The organism is Halorubrum salinarum (assembly GCF_013267195.1).
Classification (GTDB): Archaea; Halobacteriota; Halobacteria; order Halobacteriales; family Haloferacaceae; genus Halorubrum; species Halorubrum salinarum.
In genome coordinates, this window is sequence record NZ_CP053941.1 from 1,840,959 (window position 1) to 1,856,240 (window position 15,282).

Genomic DNA, 15,282 nt, shown 5'->3' on the forward strand with positions numbered 1-15,282 from the left:
TAGACCCCTCTCGTCGATGTCGGCGTGATGACCGACACGAGAGGCATCACGCACTCGCGCCGGCGGTTCGCGGCCGCCCTGGGGACGGGCGTCGCGGGCGCCGTCGCCGGGTGTCTGGGAACCGATCCGACCGGAACGGCGTCGATCGACGACGGGGACGACGCGGCGACCGACGGCGGCGACGACGCGCCGGCCGTCTCGGCCGACGCGAGCGCGACGATCGGCATGGTGTACGCGCTCGGCGGCCTCGACGACCGCTCGTTCAACGACGCGGCCAACCGGGGGATACAGCGGGCGCGCCTCGACCACGACGTGGCGTTCACCAATCAGGAGCCGAGCTCGATGGCCGACTTCGAGACGACGCAGGCGGCGCTGTCGGCGTCCGAACAGCCGGACTACGACCTGATCTGCTGTATCGGCTTCCTCCAGGCGGACGCGCTCTCGACGGTCGCGGGCGAGCACCCCGACCAGCAGTACGCGCTCGTCGACTCCGTCGTCGACCGCGACAACGTCGCGAACTACGTGTTCCGCGAGCACGAGGGGTCGTTCCAGGCCGGGCACCTCGCCGGGCTGGTGACGGGCCGCGACCTCTCCGTCGGGGCCGGCGGGACCGTCGACGGCGAGCGGACGGTCGGCTTCGTCGGCGGCGTCGAGTCGCCGCTGATCGCGAAGTTCGAGGCCGGCTACCTCGCCGGCGTCGCGCACGCCGACGGCGACGCGTCCGTGCTGCGGACGTACGTGGGCGCCTTCGACGACCCCGAGGCCGGCTACGACGCCGCCGCGGAGATGTACGAGCAGGGCGCGGACGTGGTGTACCACGCGGCGGGCGGCAGCGGCCTCGGCGTCTTTCAGGCCGCACAGGAGTACGGCCGGTACGCGATCGGCGTCGACTCCGACCAGTCGCGGAGCAACCCGCGGTACGCGGACGTGATTCTGGGGTCGATGGTGAAACGCGTCGGGACCGCGGTGTACGACGCCGCCGAGCGGACGATCGACGACTCGCTCCGGACGGGGTCGACGACCGCGCTCGGGCTCGCGGAGGACGGCGTCGCGCTCGTGTACGGCACCACGCTCGGGCCGGTGATCCCCGACGACGTGCGCGCGGCCATCGCCGACTCCGGCGAGCGGATCGTCGCCGGCGAGCTGTCGGTGCCCACCGACCCGGAGGCGGTCGAGCGATGAGCGCCGGACCGCTCGAACGGCTGGCGAGCGCCGTCGGCCGCGTCCTCCCCGACGCGGTCCGCCGGCGGTACGCCGCCAAGTTCGCGCTCGCGTTCCTCGTCGTCGCCGCGGTCGTCGCGGCCGGCGGGGCGTTCACGTACCTCCAGACCGGGGACGCCGTAGAGACCGACGCCACGACCCAGCTTGCGGAGACGAGCGGGCTCCAGGCGGACGCGATCGGCTCGTGGACCGAGCGGATGACCACCCAGACCCGGTCGATGTCCGCGGCCGACGAGCTCCGGTCCGACCGCCGCGCGGCGGCGTACGTCCTGTTGAAAGACCAGCTGCTCTCCGAGGACATCGTCAGCATCCACCTCGTCGACGCGGCGCAGGACCGCGTCGTCGCCAGCACGGAGCGGCCCCTGGAGGGGCGCGCGCCGAGCGAGCTGAACGCACCGTGGAGCGACGCGGACGTGCCCGAGGGAGTCGGCGAGAACGACCGCGTCTGGCGCTCCGCCCGGTCGTACCGCTCGCCCGTGCTCAACGACCGGCCGGTGATGGCGTTCGCCAGCTCCGTGCCGCGGGCCGACGGCCGGTACCTCGTCGTGGTGACGCGGATCCAGCCGCAGCTCGAACGGATCCAGGACACAGACACCGGCGAGGAGACGACGATCCTCAACGCCGCGGGCGAGACCGTGCTGGACATCGACGGGACGGTCGACGGCGACCGCCACGCGGAGGGGATCGCGGCGGTCCGCGACGGCAACGCCACGACCGCGACGACGATCGGCGACGACGAGGTCCACGCGTACGCGGCCGTGCCCGGCACCGACTGGGTGGCGGTGACGAGCGTCGCGAAGTCGACGGCGTTCGCCGTGCGCAACGACGTGGGGAACTCGGTGCTGCTGTTGCTCCTCCTCACGCTCGCGTCGCTCGGGGCAGTCGGCGTCGTCTTGGGCGGGCGCACGGTCGTCCCCCTCGCGCGGCTCCGCGACCGCGCCGAGCGGATCGAGTCCGGCGATCTCGACGTCGACCTGTCGACCGGCCGCGTCGACGAGATCGGGCGGCTGTTCACCAGCTTCGCCGAGATGCGCGACGCGCTCCGCGAGCGGATCGCGGAGGCGGAGACCGCCGCCGACGAGGCCGAGGCGGCCCGCGAGGAGGCCGAGGCCGTCACCCGCGACATGGAGGCGCGGGCGGCCGACTACAGCGAGGTGATGGGCGCCGTCGCCGACGGCGACCTCACCCGCCGGATAGACCCCGACGCGGACCGCGAGGCGATGCGCGAGATCGCCGAGGAGTTCAACGACATGGTCGCGCAGCTGGAGCGGACGACCGCGCGCGTCGCCGCCTTCGCCGGCGAGGTCGACGACGCCAGCGCGGAGCTGGCGGCGGGCGCCGACGAGGTCGAGACCGCGAGCGGGACCGTCAGCGAGCAGATCCAGGAGATCGCGGACGGCGCGGTCCGACAGGACGAGCGGCTCGACTCGGTCAGCGACGAGATGAGCGACCTCTCGGCGAGCATCGAGGAGGTGGCGTCGTCCGCGGCGTCCGTCGCCGAGACCGCCGAGGCCGCCTCCGAGCGCGGCGAGGCGGGGCGCGAGGCCGCCGCCGAGGCGCTCGACGAGATGGACGCGATCGAGGCCCGCTCCGCGGCCGCGGTCGAGCAGATGGAGGCCCTCGACGAGCGCATGGACGAGATCGACGAGGTCGTCGAGTTCATCACGGACGTGGCCGAGCAGACGAACATCCTCGCGCTCAACGCCTCGATCGAGGCCGCCCGCGCCGGCGAGGCCGGCGAGGGCTTCGCGGTCGTCGCCGACGAGGTCAAGGAACTCGCGGAGGAGACGCAGGAGGCGGCCGCCGAGATCGAGTCGGAGATCGCTGCGGTCCGCGAGGAGACCGACGAGACCGTCGCGGACATCCGCGAGACGAACGCCCGGATCGACGAGGGGTCGGACACCGTCCGCGAGGCGTCGTCGTCGCTGGAGGCGGTCGTCGACGCTGTCGAGGAGACGAACCACGGCGTCCAGGAGATCAGCGAGGCGGCGGAGGACCAGGCGCGGTCGACCCAGCGCGCGGTCGAGGGAGTCGAGGACGTCGCCGAGGTGAGCGGCGAGGTCGCGAGCGGCTCCGAGCAGGTGTCCGCGGCCGCCGAGGAGCAGACCGCAACCGTCACCACCATCGCGGAGAACGCGGACCGGCTCCGCGACCAGGCCGCGTCGCTCTCGGAGTCGGTCTCGGCGTTCGAGGTCGACGTCGCGCCCGAGGAGATCGAGGGCGCGGAGGCGGACGGCGCCGGCACCGACGGTACGGACCTCGGAGCGCCGGCCGAGACGGAGAGCGACTCGCCGGCCGGGACGGAGAGCGACTCGCCGGCCGAGACGGAGAGTGACTCGGCGGGCGATCCCGGTCTCGCCGCCGACGGCGACGGCCGGGACCGGCCTGCCGACGGCGACGACGCCTAGTCCGCCGACCGCGTCTCGCCGCCGGCCTCGGGGTGTCCCTCGACGATGGCGACCCCCGACGAGGCGCCGATCCGGACCGCGCCCGCGTCGAGCATCGCCGTCGCCTCCTCGTAGGAGCCGACGCCGCCGGAGGCCTTCACCGGCAGGTACTCGCTCATCAGCTCGACGTCGGCGAGCGTCGCGCCGCCGTCGGCGAAGCCGGTCGAGGTCTTCACCATGTCGGCGTCGGCGGCGACCGCGGCCTCGCAGGCGCGGCGCTTCTCGGCGTCGTCGAGGAGCGCGGTCTCGATGATCACCTTCACCGGGACCGGCACGGCCGCGACCACGTCCGCGAGCTCGTCGGCGACCGCGCCGTCGTCGCCCGCCTTCAGCCGCCCGACGTTGATCACGAGGTCGACCTCGTCGGCGCCCGCCTCCCAGGCCGTGACCGCCTCGTCGCGTTTCACCTCCGGGGCGTGCTGGCCGTGCGGGAACCCGACCACCGTGGCGATCGTCTCGGGCGCGTTCTCGTAGTCGGCCGCCTCCGCGACGTAACACGGCGGGATACAGGCGTTCATGCCGTGGGCGGCGGCCTCGTCGAGAACGGTCCGGGTGTCGTCCCAGGTCGTCTCCGGACCGAGGACGGTGTGGTCGATGCTGGCGGCGAACTCCTCGCGGTTCATGGGTCTCCCCTCGCGGCGCGGCCTCAAAGGCGTGCTGGGTCGCACCGCCGGCTCCGGGCGAGCGACGCTGAAAAAACGCGGCTACGGACGAGAAACGAGGGACGGAACACGGACGGCCGCCGACCGGCGGCTCACCGGCCGGCGGGGGTCCGGCTCAGCTCTCGATCTCGATCTCCGTGCCGGAGACGGCGTCCTCGACGGTCACGGGGAGCCGCACCGTCAGGATGCCGTTCCGGTACTCGGCCCGGATGCCGTCCTCGTCGATCGCCTTCGGGAAGCGGAACCGCCGGTGGTACGTCCGGCGGGTCCCGCGCCGCTCGTCCTCGTGCTCGCCGGCGACGTTGAGCACGCCGTCGTTCCACGAGGCGGTGATCTCGGCGGGGTCGAACCCAGGCAGTTCGACCGAGAGGACGAACTCGCCGTCCTCCTCGTACAGTTCGTAGTCGTTGCTACCGGATTCGAACAGTCGGCTCGGGAAGTCGAGTCCTTGCGTCCACGTGTTCGCCGGTTCGAGCATGGGCATTGCTGACCACCTCGAACTCAGTTAGTAGTAGGGCGGCGATTCTATAAAAATCCAACGAATTTTGGGGGTAATTAACAACCGCTTTCGGACGGCGGACCGCCCCGGCGAACGGGCTCGTTCCCGGACGGTCGGTAAGGTGTGACGCGTTCGGTTGGATATTTCTCCAACGTTCTCGCGATCGCCCCGGATTTATTTCGTCCGCGTGCCACCCCGACGCATGGATCGCGACACCGCCACGCCCGCCGTCTCGGACCTCCCCGGCGAGCGCGCTCGCGAGTGGGTCGACTACCACCACGAGTCGGCAGCGCCGAGCACCTACGTCTACGAGTTCGTCTGGGACCGTACCGCCCCCGCCGAGGGCCCGTTCTGTACCGACGTCGACGGCAACGTCCTCATGGACTTCACCAGCCACGTCGCCGCCGCGCCGCTCGGCTACAACAACCCGCTGATCATGGACCGGCTCGCGGAGTTCGACCTCGTGGACCCCCTGAAGATCGCCGGCCAGGACTTCTACGCCGCCGGCGGCCCCGCGCCCGGGGACGGGATCCCCGGCTCGTCGGGGCTCATGGACCGGCTCACCGACCTCACGAGCCACTACGACATGGACACCGTCTTCCTCTCGAACTCCGGCGCGGAGGCGGTCGAGAACGCCATCAAGATCGCCTACGACGCCTCCGACGGCGCGAAGTACGCGATCACCTTCGACGGGGCGTTCCACGGCCGGACGCTCGGCGCGCTCTCGCTCAACCGCTCGAAGTCGGTGTACCGCCGCGACTTCCCCGAGGTCAGCGGCGTCACGGAGGTCCCGTTCTGCGAGGACCGGACCTGCTCGCCCGAGACCTGCTCGTGCGGCTTCTTCGCCGACGGCGTCTCCCGGCTCCGGCGGAAGCTCGACCCGAAGCGGGGGAACGTCCACCCGGACGACGTGGCGTACCTGATCATGGAGCCGATCCAGGGCGAGGGCGGCTACCGGTTCCCCTCCGAGGCGTTCACCGACGAGATCGCCGCGCTCGCCGACGAGCACGACATCACGGTGATCGCCGACGAGATCCAGACTGGCGTCGGGCGCACCGGCGAGATGTGGGGCTCCGACCACTACGCGTACGACCCGGACGTGATCGCGAGCGCGAAGGGGCTCCGCGTGGGCGCGACCGTCTCGCGGAGCGACGTGTTCCCCGAGGAGACCGGCCGGCTCTCCTCGACGTGGGGTGCCGGCGACGTGATCGCCGCCGCGCAGGGCGCGCTCACCCTCGACGCCATCGAAGAGGCCGACCTGATGACCAACGCCGTCGCCCGCGGCCGGCAGTTCAAAGAGACGATGCGCGACGCCGCCCTCGACCCCGTCGAGGACGTGCGCGGGAAGGGGCTGCTGCTCGCCGTCGAGTTCGACACGAAGGAGCGGCGGGACGCGGTCGTCGACGAGGCGTTCGCTCGCGGCCTCCTCACGCTCGCGTGCGGCCACAAGGTCCTCCGGATCCTTCCGCCGCTCGACGTCACCGAACGCGAGATCGACCTCGGCGCCGACCTCCTCACGGACGCGATCGAAGCGGCGACGTAGGCTCGACGTCGTCGTTCGCTATCGGTCCGCGTACCACTCCGCGAACTTCTCTAAGGCCCGGCCGCGGTGCGACACCGCGTTCTTGCGGTCGGTGTCCATCTCCGCGAACGTCTCGCCGTCGTGTTCGAAGATCGGGTCGTAGCCGAAGCCGCCGTCGCCCCGCGGCGCGACGATCCGGCCCGGCACGTACCCCTCGAACAGCTTGACCGGGAGCGGGTCCGCTCCGCCCGCGTCGCCGCCGCTCGCGTCGTCCGCTCCGTCCGGCCCCGCCGCGGCGGCCGCGTCGCGGTCGCCTCGGTCCACCGGATCGGGGCTCGCGGCGAACCCCTCGCCGTCGCAGTAGCCGAGCACGCAGCGGAAGGCGGCGCGGCGGTCGTCGAGGTCGGCGGCGATGTCGTGGACGCGCTCGATCCCGAGCGTCTCCTCGACGTACGAGGAGTACGGGCCCGGGAAGCCGTCGAGGCCCTCGACGAACAGCCCCGCGTCGTCGACGAGGACCGGCGCGTCGGCGTGGCGGTACGCCTCGCGCGCGCCCCGCGCCGCGATGAGGCCCAGCTCGTCGGCCTGGACCTCCGCGTAGTCGAAGTCGAGCCGCTCCACCGAGCCGTCCGGGAGGTACCGCTCCGCCTCACGCACCTTCCCCGGGTTCGTCGTCACGTACCTGAGCACGGATCGCCGTGGGCGCGCCGGCGACGAATAGGCGTCGGTCGCGGGCGGTCGCCGCGGCCGCCGACGGCAGCACGTTTTTGTCAGCGCGACTGAATCGGTCACGTATGTCCCTCCCCACGTTCGAGAAGAAGCGGCTCATCGGGCTCATCGCGATCCTCTCGTTCGGGCTCACGTCGCTTTTCGCCGTCCTCCTCCCGACCGCGCTGGGGCCGCTGATCCCGGCGACGTTCATCACCGGGTTCTTCATCCTGATCCCGCTGGTGCTGGTGCTGGGCGAGGACTTCCCGCTCGTCGCGGCCGACGAGCCCGACGCGCCGGCCGCGAGCGACGCGACGGCCGAGCGGCCGGTGGCCGCGCTGCGCGACCGCTACGCGAGTGGCGAGATCGACGAGGCAGAGTTCGAGCGGCGGCTCGACCGCCTGCTCGCGACCGAGGACCTCGACGAGCGCCTCAACCGGGCCGAGCCCGCCCGCGGCGACCGGCGCCGGGAGCGCGACGTAGAATTGGAGTGAGTCGGCGCGGGGCTCAGGGGTCGACGCGGACGAGCCACGCCTCGGGGTCGTCGATCTCCGCCCCGGTCGGCAGGTTCTCGGCACGCTCCCACACCGCGCCCGCGGCCTCGATGCCGCGCTCGTCGGCGACGTGCCGGAAGAAGGCGGCGCCGCGCTCGTACTGCCGGCGCTTGAGCCCCAGCCCGAGCAGGCGCTGCGCGAGCCGCCGCACGGGCCCGCCGCCGCCGCGGCGCTCGTCGAGCTTCCGCCGGAGGTCCGCGTACTCGCCGTCGAACGCGCGGTCCATCAGCACCTCGGCGTACCCCTCGACCGCGGTCATCGCGGCCTGGAGCTCCGCGAACGCGTCTGGGTCGAGCCCGCGACCGGCCGTCCCCTCGACGCCGCCCGCGCCGCCGACCATGCCCTCCACCCCGCGCTCGACGCGCGATTCGAGGTACTCCGGGAGCCACGGCGCCGCGCCGAACTCGGCGGCGTGGGTCACCTCGTGGAACGCGATCCAGCGGCGGAACCGGGGGTACCCAACGTCGAGCGCGCTCGCGACCGCGACGATGTTCGGATGGACGAAGTAGAGCCCGTGGTCGGCGTCCGGCTCGTCGGCGAGCAGGAGGGGGTCGTACTGGCCGAGGACGTTGCGCGCGAGGAACCCCAGCGCGAACGCCATCGACCCGGTGTTGGCGACCCGCGAGAGGTCCCGCGCGAACCCGGCGCCGGGCGCGGGCCCCACAGGGCCCGACGAGGCGTCGGGGAACACGTCCGGCGAGTCGGTGCCGGCGTCGCCGCCCGCGTCCGCGCCGATCCGACCGCCCGCGTCGCCCGCCGCGGCCGCCTCTATCGGGTCCATCACGCGCCGGAAGGTGTCGACGCTCGCGTCGATCCAGTGGTGGCGGTTCTGTACCTCCACGGTGTCGGGCACGTCGAACTCGATCCCGGCGACCTCGGCCAGCCGCGAGCGGGCGTCGCGAACGTCGCCTGCGTACCCCGCGCGCTCCGCGTCGGAGAGCGCGACCGATCCGGGGTCGGTGGCGTCCTTCGCGGCCGCCGCGGCCCGGTCCCAGTCGACGACGCCCGGCCCCTCGGCCTCGGCGACGGTCCGGACGCTTCGGAGGATGTCCATACGGATCGGACGGGCGGGCGCCTCAAAGCGCTTGTGTCGACCGGTCGCGGCCGGATCCGACACCGACGTTTTCTTGCCGGCCGCCCCACAGCCACGGACATGGACGACGCGCGCAGAGCGTTCCTCGACGACCTCCTCGCGACGCCGAGCCCCTCGGGCTTCGAGACGGCCGCCCAGCGGGTGTGGACCGACTACGTCCGCGAGTTCGCGGACCGGGTCGAAACCGACGCGTACGGCAACGCTGTCGCGGTCCACGAGGGCGACCCCGACGCGCCGACGGTCGCGGTCACCGGCCACGCCGACGAGATCGGGTTCATCGTCCGCGACGTACTCGACGACGGCTTCCTCCGGATCGGGCGGATCGGCGGCTCCGACCGCACCGTCTCGAAGGGCCAGCACGTCACGGTCCACGCCGACGAGCCGGTCCAGGGCGTCGTCGGGCAGACCGCGATCCACCTGCGGGACCAGGCGGACGACGAGTACGAGGACGTCGCGGGCCAGTTCGTCGACATCGGCGCCGAGGACGCCGCCGAGGCGCGCGAGCACGTCGAGGTCGGCGACCCCGTCACGTTCTCGACGGGCCGTCGCGACCTCGTCGGCGACCGGATCGCCGCCCGCGGGGTCGACAACCGCGCCGGCGCGTGGGCGGCGGCGGAGGGGCTGCGACGCGCCGCCGAGCGCGACGTCGACGCCACGGTCTACGCCGTCTCGACGGTCCAGGAGGAGGTCGGCCTCCAGGGCGCGCGGATGGTCGGCGTCGACCTCGACGCCGTCGACGCCTTCGTCGCGGTCGACGTCACCCACGCCACCGACAACCCTGACGTCGACCGCGAGCACCGCGGCCCGATCGAGCTCGGCGCCGGCCCGGTGATCGGCCGCGGCAGCGCGAACCACCCGGTCCTCGTGGACCTCGCCCGCGAGGCGGCCGCCGACGCCGGCGTCGACGTGCAGCTACAGGCGGCCGGCACCCGCACCGGCACCGACGCGGACGCGTTCTACACGGTCCGCGGCGGCACCCCGGCGCTCAACGTCTCGATCCCGAACCGGTACATGCACACGCCGGTCGAGGTGATCGACACGGGGGACCTCGACGAGGTCGCCGACCTCCTCGCCGCTATCGGAGCCGCGGCGGGCGAGTACGCGGCCGGACCGGAGCCGTTCGCCGTCGACGTCTGAGCGCGCCCCGGCACGACAAACCGGGGCACGGCGGGGTCGAAACGGAACTGTTTTACAATCCGCTCACCTACCGTTGATTGCGACGAACGGACGCGCTCTGGTGGTGTAGTCCGGCCAATCATCTTGCCCTCTCACGGCAAGGACCTGGGTTCAAATCCCAGCCGGAGCATCCCGATTCTCGCGGCAGTTTTCCTCTGAGGCCCGGCCTCGGTCGTCCGGGCGAGGCGCCCGCCTCAGAGCCGGCTGATCCGTCCCTCATGGGACGTTCGCGCGTCTCTGGCGTAATAGTTCTACTTCGGCGACAGGTCGTCAGCGGTCGCCGACCGCCGCCGCCAGCGCCGCGCTCGCGTCCTCGTGGACGCTCGACCCGTGGCCCACGAGCACCCGGTCGGGGTCCGCGTCGGCGAGCCAGCTCGGCGGGTCGTCGATCGCTGGATGGACGCCGAGCGCGGCGTCCCCGTCGGTGAACGCCGGCAGGGTGCCGAGCGTCTCGGGGACGAGCAGCGTCCCGGCCGCCGCGTCCCACAGCGCGGCCTCCTCCCAGTCGTCGCGGCGGATCAGGTCGCGGACCGCGTAGGCCGTCCCGTCGAGCGCCGCCCCGAGCGGCGCCGCCTCGCCGTCGAGCTTCTCGCGCGTCAGCGACGCCCACTCCGGCGCGGCCACGGGGACGTCGTGCCGCCGCGCGACCGCCTCGGCGTCCCGGGTGTGACGGTCCTGGACGACCGCGACCCCGACCACGTCGCCTAGCTCGCGCAGGCGGTCGTCGAGCCCCTCGGCGTCGACCGGGTCGACGACCCAGACCCCGTCGCCCGTCGCCAGCGCGTGGCTCGCCCGACGAGCCTCCTCGTCGGGGACCGCGATCCAGCCGAACCCGCCGTCCCACTCGGTCACCGCGTCGCCCGCGGCCTCGTCGTCGCTCATGGCCGAACCGACGGCCGCCAGCCGCAAAGGTCTGTGGCCGACCCCCACGCCCGGCCGGTGCGTCGACCGCCGATCGCCGGCGCTCGACCCCCGCCGGACGGTCGGGTGCGTCGATCGAGGCGGCGGTCGCCTCACTCCGCCGCGGCCGCCCGGAGCTCCGGGAAGTACCGGCCGTGGAAGTCGAACGGCGCCGCGTGCGGCAGCGTCGCCCGGGCGCGCTCGGCGAGCGTCTCGCCGTCGAGGACGAACAGCCGCGACCGGTCGGCGTCGACGTCGAGCGCGATCGTCAGCACGACCCCGTCGTCCTCGTCGTCGCCGTCGGGCGCCGGGACGAACACCGGCTCGCCGAAGTAGTCGGCCCCGTCGCCGAAGGTCCGGGTCACGCCCGTCTCCGCGTCGAGCTTCACGACCCGCCGCGCCCACTCGGTGACCGGCGCGTCCATCCCCATCGCGTACACGTAGCGGTGTTCGCGACACCAGCGCGCCGGCGACGCGGTCGGGAGCGCGGTGCCCTCGTCGGACAGGCGCTCGCGGGAGACCGTCGCCTCCGCGGCGCCGTAGCGGTCCGTCCCGACCGCGCCGCCGAGGTCGACCGCGAACCGGTCGACCCGCCCCGCGATCGCGCCCATCTCGCCGGCGCGGACGGTCTCCAGGTACAGCGAGTCGATCGCCGTCGCGTCCGGGACGGTCTCAAAGTCGAACACGACCTCGCTCCCGCCCGCCCGCTCGAAGGCGTTCACGTGGTGGAAGCCGAACAGCGGCTCGGTCACCGGCTCCGCGACGACCGCGCCGGTCGTCCGGTCGACGACGGCGATCCGAGTGCCGCGGTCCGGCTCCCACTCGAACTGCTCGATGAACGGCGCCTGTCGCCCAGGCCTGAGGAACCGCCGCGGGTCGAGCCGGAGCGGGAACTCCGTCACCACGACGTACCGCGGCGTGAGCGCGAAGCTGTGCATGTACGCCGGCTTCTCGGTCGGCACGGTCGCCACGTGCCGGCGGTCCCCGCTCGGCGTCCAGGCGGTGACGTGGTACCGGCTCGTCCGCCCGAACTCGGTGTCGAGGGTGACCAGCGCCCCGGTCGCCGGGTCCCGCTTGAAGTGGGCACAGGAGAGCTGGCCGCTCGGCGCGTCGCCCTCGCGGTCGACCGGTCCGGTCGTCGCCAGCGTGTTCGGGTCGAAGCCGACGCCGCGCGGGGACTCGGTCAGCGCGACGTAGCGGTCGCCGACCCGCTCGGCGACTATGTTCGCGTTGTCGTACGGCGCCGTCAGGAACCCCGCCAGCCGCGATCGGAGGGTGGTCTCGCCCGTGGCGAACCCGCCGTCGAACTCCCCCGACCGCGCCGCCTCGTACGCGTCGGTCCGGAGGAACCGGTTCCGGTAGTGGACCGCGTCACCGCCCCCGCTCGCCCGGCCGCCCGGGTCGAAGGTGAAGCGGTAGAGCATCGCGAGCCCGTCGAACCAGTGGTCGACGGCGCTCCCGTCGGGGAACGAGAACGCGCCGGGACCGTTCCGGATCAGGCTCCCCCGGAGCCAGTCCGGCAGGTCGCCGGTCACGGGGAGCGAGGCGGCCGTCTCCTCGCGGAGCGAGTGGAAGCCCGAGTGCGCCATACGGGGGCACGGGACGCGCCGGGCTAAGGTCTGACGGGGGTGCCGACCCCGACCGTTCGCTGCGCCGCGCGCTCGCGCACTGACCCCTCGGCCGAGGCGGTTCCCTGTCGGAGGTAGCGGCAGGTGTTGAGACGGCGAAACCCGTTTAGCAGGGTGGCGTGCGAAGCGTTCCCATGAGCGACGCCGCACGCCCCGCGCCGACCGCCGACGAGGCGCTCCACACGACCGTCGACCTCCCCTTCGACGACGCCGTGCCGTTCGTCCAGCTCGAACACGAGCTCGCGGACTTCGAGACGGTGCGCGTCACGCGGCTCGACGAGATGATCGGGGGGATGCTCGGTCACGACGACGTCGAACGGACGGCGCTGATCGTCGTCTGTCACCCCGAGATCGCGTACGACGCCCTGCGGATCGACCCGACGCTCGCCGGCATGCTCCCGTGTACCACCGTCGTCTACGAGCGCGCCGGCGACGACCGCGTTCACGTCCATCACGTGTCGGCGACGAAGGCGATCCGCGACCTCGGCTGCGCGTCGGCCGCCGGCGTCGACGAGGACGCCGTCGAGGACCTCGTGGCGAAGACCGGCGAGCTGATGGCCGTCGTCTGGGAGAACATCGAGACGCACGGCCGGGAGTGAGCGCCGCGGTCGACGCGAGCGCGCCGCTTCAGCGGTTCAGCCGCCAGCGGATCACCGCGGCGGCGAGGAGGACGGTCCCGAACGTGACGGCGCCGGAGATCAGCGCGCCGCGCGCGCTCGTCGCGCCGGTCGCGAACGCGCTCGCCGAGGCGGAGCCGCCGACCACCGCCGCCCCGCCCGCCAGTCCGCCGAACCCGATACAACAGAGGCTCAGCAGGCCGACGGCGGACAGCGACCCGAGGATCCCGTCGTCGCTCATCGTCGCTTCTCCCTTTCGCCCCGGGCTACCAATAGGTGTCGCCCCCGCGGCCCAAGCGAGGGTTTAATTCCGCCAGCGCGCGAGGGCGTCGTGTGGACCCGAGCCGGATCCCCGCCGAGTTCCCCGCGCCGAGCTTCCGCGGCGCGCAGGAGCGGGCCCTCGCCGACATCCGCGACGCGTTCGCGGCGGGCAACCGGGTCGTCTTGGTGCGCGCGCCGACCGGCAGCGGCAAGTCGCTGCTCGCCCGCGCCATCATGGGCGCGGCCGAGACGGCGGGCGAGGCGGCCCCCAGCGAGGCGACGGGGGCCTACTACACGACCCCGCAGGTGTCGCAGATCGACGACGTCGAGGCCGACGACCTGCTCGACGACCTGGCCGTGATCCGCGGCAAGTCGAACTACGACTGCGTGCTGCCCGGCGAGCACGACACGCCGGTGAACCGCGCGCCCTGCGCGCGCCAGCAGGGGTTCGACTGCTCGATCCGGCACCGCTGTCCGTACTTCTCCGACCGCGCCATCGCCTCCGGCAACCGCTTCGCCGCGATGACGCTCGCGTACTTCATGCGCACCGCCGGCTCCGAGGTGTTCCGGAAGCGCGACGTGGTCGTCATCGACGAGGCGCACGGGCTCGCCGAGTGGGCCGAGATGTACGCGACCATCGAGATATCGCCCGAGCGCGTCCCGGTCTGGGACGACGTGGGCGTCCCCGACGTGGCGGCCGACGCCGGCCCAGAGGAGGACGCCGTCGACCGCACCGCGCGGTTCGTCGAGGCGCTCCGCGACGTGGCGATCCGCGCGAAAGACGAGCTGGTGGGGCGGCCCGAGCTGGACCGGGAGGAGGTCGCCCGGCGCGACCGTCTTCAGGAGCTGATAAGCGAGCTCGGCTGGTTCCTTGAGGACTACCGCGACCCGCAGTCCCCCACCTCGTGGGTCGTCGACCAGCCCGGCGGCGAGGGGTCGGCGATGGAGATCAAGCCGCTCGACCCCGCGCGGTACCTCAGACACACGGTGTGGGACCGGGGCAACCGGTTCGCGCTGCTGTCGGCGACCATCCTCTCGAAGGAGGCGTTCTGCCGCGGGGTCGGGCTCGACCCCGCCGACGTCGCGCTCGTCGACGTCGAGCACACGTTCCCGCTCGCGAACCGCCCGCTGTACGACGTGACGCAGGGGTCGATGACCTACGAGCACCGCGACGAGACGACCCCGAAGATCGCCCGCCTGATCGTCCGGCTGATGGCAGAACACCCCGACGAGAAGGGGCTGATCCACGCGCACTCGTACGACATCGCGGAGCGGATCACCGAGCGGCTCGGCGAGTTCGGCGTCGCCGCGCGCGTCAGGCGCCACGACCGGTCGAACCGCGACGCCGAGCTGGAGGCGTGGAAGGCGAGCTCCGACCCGGAGGTGTTCGTCTCCGTGAAGATGGAGGAGGCGCTGGACCTGAAGGGCGACCTCTGTCGCTGGCAGGTCGTGTGTAAGGCGCCGTACCGGAACACGAACGACTCGCGGGTCGCCCGCCGGCTGGCGGACGGGCAGTGGGCGTGGTACCACCGGACCGCGCTGCGCACCGTCATCCAGGCGTGCGGGCGGGTCGTCCGCGCCCCGGACGACCACGGCGCGACCTACCTCGCCGACGACTCCCTGCTCGACCTCTTCGAACGCGCGGCGGCGGACACGCCCGACTGGTTCCGCGATCAGGTCGACGCGATGACGACCCCCTCGCTGCCGGCGTTCGACCCCGAGGCCGCGCTGGCCGGCGTCGACGCGTCGCCGTCGAGCGGCGCGGGAGCGGGTCGCCGGAAGAGCCGTCGGACGGGCGGGTCGGCCGGCGCACCCGGCGGTCGCTCGTCTCGGGACGGCCCCGGTCGAGGGCGCGACGGCGGCGACGCGACCGGCGACGGCGGGACGGGCGGCGACGACCCCGTTCGGACCCGGTCCGAGCAGGACGCCGAGCGGCGGGAGAACCACCCGCTGTCGGACGTGTGGGGCGACGGCTGACGGGGACCGACGCCGCC

The 15,282-nt window shown here is 73.1% G+C and carries 14 protein-coding genes and 1 tRNA gene; 8 read left to right on the forward strand and 7 right to left on the reverse strand.

Annotation, left to right across the window (positions count from 1 at the left end):
* The first annotated feature begins 27 nt into the window (after nt 1-27).
* Nucleotides 28-1,182 carry a BMP family lipoprotein gene (locus HPS36_RS09335; protein ID WP_173229934.1) on the forward strand — a complete coding sequence of 385 codons (1,155 nt, stop codon included), beginning with the start codon at nt 28-30 and terminating at the stop codon, nt 1,180-1,182.
* Nucleotides 1,179-3,629, forward strand: coding sequence for a methyl-accepting chemotaxis protein (locus tag HPS36_RS09340; RefSeq protein WP_173229935.1), 2,451 nt, complete (start codon nt 1,179-1,181; stop codon nt 3,627-3,629). Before HPS36_RS09335 ends, HPS36_RS09340 begins: the two co-directional genes overlap by 4 nt.
* Here the strand turns inward: HPS36_RS09340 and deoC are convergent.
* Nucleotides 3,626-4,291 (reverse strand): deoxyribose-phosphate aldolase, encoded by a 666-nt coding sequence (gene deoC / locus HPS36_RS09345; RefSeq protein WP_173229936.1) that lies wholly within the window; start codon nt 4,289-4,291, stop codon nt 3,626-3,628. The two genes, HPS36_RS09340 and deoC, sit on opposite strands and share 4 nt — an antisense overlap.
* Before the next feature lie 154 nt (nt 4,292-4,445).
* Nucleotides 4,446-4,808 carry an Hsp20/alpha crystallin family protein gene (locus HPS36_RS09350; RefSeq protein ID WP_053770988.1) on the reverse strand — a complete coding sequence of 121 codons (363 nt, stop codon included), beginning with the start codon at nt 4,806-4,808 and terminating at the stop codon, nt 4,446-4,448.
* A gap of 223 nt (nt 4,809-5,031) precedes the next feature.
* Here HPS36_RS09350 and HPS36_RS09355 point away from each other — a divergent pair, with 223 nt between their 5' ends.
* A complete protein-coding gene (locus HPS36_RS09355; RefSeq protein WP_173229937.1) occupies nt 5,032-6,372 on the forward strand; it encodes an aminotransferase class III-fold pyridoxal phosphate-dependent enzyme in 1,341 nt (446 codons plus the stop codon).
* Nucleotides 6,373-6,390: 18 nt separating this feature from the next.
* Here HPS36_RS09355 and HPS36_RS09360 read toward each other — a convergent pair whose 3' ends face one another.
* Entirely contained in the window at nt 6,391-7,041 is a 651-nt protein-coding gene (locus tag HPS36_RS09360) for a non-canonical purine NTP pyrophosphatase (RefSeq protein WP_173229938.1), read from the reverse strand.
* Between the two features lie 104 nt (nt 7,042-7,145).
* On the opposite strand from HPS36_RS09360, the gene HPS36_RS09365 reads away from it, so the two are divergent.
* Nucleotides 7,146-7,553 carry an SHOCT domain-containing protein gene (locus tag HPS36_RS09365; RefSeq protein ID WP_173229939.1) on the forward strand — a complete coding sequence of 136 codons (408 nt, stop codon included), beginning with the start codon at nt 7,146-7,148 and terminating at the stop codon, nt 7,551-7,553.
* Nucleotides 7,554-7,566: 13 nt separating this feature from the next.
* Here the strand turns inward: HPS36_RS09365 and HPS36_RS09370 are convergent, their stop codons facing one another.
* The gene (locus HPS36_RS09370; protein ID WP_173229940.1) at nt 7,567-8,667 is read right to left on the reverse strand and encodes a zinc-dependent metalloprotease; all 1,101 of its coding nucleotides are present in this window, start codon (nt 8,665-8,667) and stop codon (nt 7,567-7,569) included.
* Nucleotides 8,668-8,766: 99 nt separating this feature from the next.
* On the opposite strand from HPS36_RS09370, the gene HPS36_RS09375 reads away from it, so the two are divergent.
* Complete coding sequence (locus HPS36_RS09375; RefSeq protein ID WP_173229941.1) at nt 8,767-9,843, forward strand: M28 family peptidase; 1,077 nt, start codon at nt 8,767-8,769, stop codon at nt 9,841-9,843.
* 94 nt (nt 9,844-9,937) lie between these two features.
* Nucleotides 9,938-10,012: transfer RNA gene (locus tag HPS36_RS09380), tRNA-Glu, on the forward strand.
* A gap of 140 nt (nt 10,013-10,152) precedes the next feature.
* On the opposite strand, the gene HPS36_RS09385 is transcribed toward HPS36_RS09380, so the two are convergent.
* The gene (locus HPS36_RS09385; RefSeq protein ID WP_173229942.1) at nt 10,153-10,764 is read right to left on the reverse strand and encodes a hypothetical protein; all 612 of its coding nucleotides are present in this window, start codon (nt 10,762-10,764) and stop codon (nt 10,153-10,155) included.
* A gap of 131 nt (nt 10,765-10,895) precedes the next feature.
* Nucleotides 10,896-12,371 carry a carotenoid oxygenase family protein gene (locus tag HPS36_RS09390; protein ID WP_173229943.1) on the reverse strand — a complete coding sequence of 492 codons (1,476 nt, stop codon included), beginning with the start codon at nt 12,369-12,371 and terminating at the stop codon, nt 10,896-10,898.
* Nucleotides 12,372-12,544: 173 nt separating this feature from the next.
* Here HPS36_RS09390 and HPS36_RS09395 point away from each other — a divergent pair, with 173 nt between their 5' ends.
* Nucleotides 12,545-13,009, forward strand: coding sequence for a DUF302 domain-containing protein (locus tag HPS36_RS09395; RefSeq protein WP_173229944.1), 465 nt, complete (start codon nt 12,545-12,547; stop codon nt 13,007-13,009).
* Between the two features lie 28 nt (nt 13,010-13,037).
* Here HPS36_RS09395 and HPS36_RS09400 read toward each other — a convergent pair whose 3' ends face one another.
* The gene (locus HPS36_RS09400) at nt 13,038-13,268 is read right to left on the reverse strand and encodes a hypothetical protein (protein WP_173229945.1); all 231 of its coding nucleotides are present in this window, start codon (nt 13,266-13,268) and stop codon (nt 13,038-13,040) included.
* 92 nt (nt 13,269-13,360) lie between these two features.
* Between HPS36_RS09400 and HPS36_RS09405 the strand changes: the two genes are divergently transcribed.
* A complete protein-coding gene (locus tag HPS36_RS09405; RefSeq protein WP_173229946.1) occupies nt 13,361-15,265 on the forward strand; it encodes a helicase C-terminal domain-containing protein in 1,905 nt (634 codons plus the stop codon).
* The last annotated feature ends 17 nt before the right edge of the window (nt 15,266-15,282 follow it).

Excerpts from the sequence above, each read along its gene's own strand:
- HPS36_RS09385 (WP_173229942.1), bottom strand. The coding sequence starts at position 10,764 with ATGAGCGACGACGAGGCCGCGGGCGACGCGGTGACCGAGTGGGACGGC.
- HPS36_RS09350 (WP_053770988.1), bottom strand. The coding sequence starts at position 4,808 with ATGCTCGAACCGGCGAACACGTGGACGCAAGGACTCGACTTCCCGAGC.
- HPS36_RS09400 (WP_173229945.1), bottom strand. The coding sequence starts at position 13,268 with ATGAGCGACGACGGGATCCTCGGGTCGCTGTCCGCCGTCGGCCTGCTG.
- deoC (WP_173229936.1), bottom strand. The coding sequence starts at position 4,291 with ATGAACCGCGAGGAGTTCGCCGCCAGCATCGACCACACCGTCCTCGGT.
- HPS36_RS09340 (WP_173229935.1), top strand. The coding sequence starts at position 1,179 with ATGAGCGCCGGACCGCTCGAACGGCTGGCGAGCGCCGTCGGCCGCGTC.
- HPS36_RS09375 (WP_173229941.1), top strand. The coding sequence starts at position 8,767 with ATGGACGACGCGCGCAGAGCGTTCCTCGACGACCTCCTCGCGACGCCG.
- HPS36_RS09395 (WP_173229944.1), top strand. The coding sequence starts at position 12,545 with ATGAGCGACGCCGCACGCCCCGCGCCGACCGCCGACGAGGCGCTCCAC.
- HPS36_RS09355 (WP_173229937.1), top strand. The coding sequence starts at position 5,032 with ATGGATCGCGACACCGCCACGCCCGCCGTCTCGGACCTCCCCGGCGAG.
- HPS36_RS09390 (WP_173229943.1), bottom strand. The coding sequence starts at position 12,371 with ATGGCGCACTCGGGCTTCCACTCGCTCCGCGAGGAGACGGCCGCCTCG.
- HPS36_RS09365 (WP_173229939.1), top strand. The coding sequence starts at position 7,146 with ATGTCCCTCCCCACGTTCGAGAAGAAGCGGCTCATCGGGCTCATCGCG.
- HPS36_RS09370 (WP_173229940.1), bottom strand. The coding sequence starts at position 8,667 with ATGGACATCCTCCGAAGCGTCCGGACCGTCGCCGAGGCCGAGGGGCCG.
- HPS36_RS09335 (WP_173229934.1), top strand. The coding sequence starts at position 28 with ATGACCGACACGAGAGGCATCACGCACTCGCGCCGGCGGTTCGCGGCC.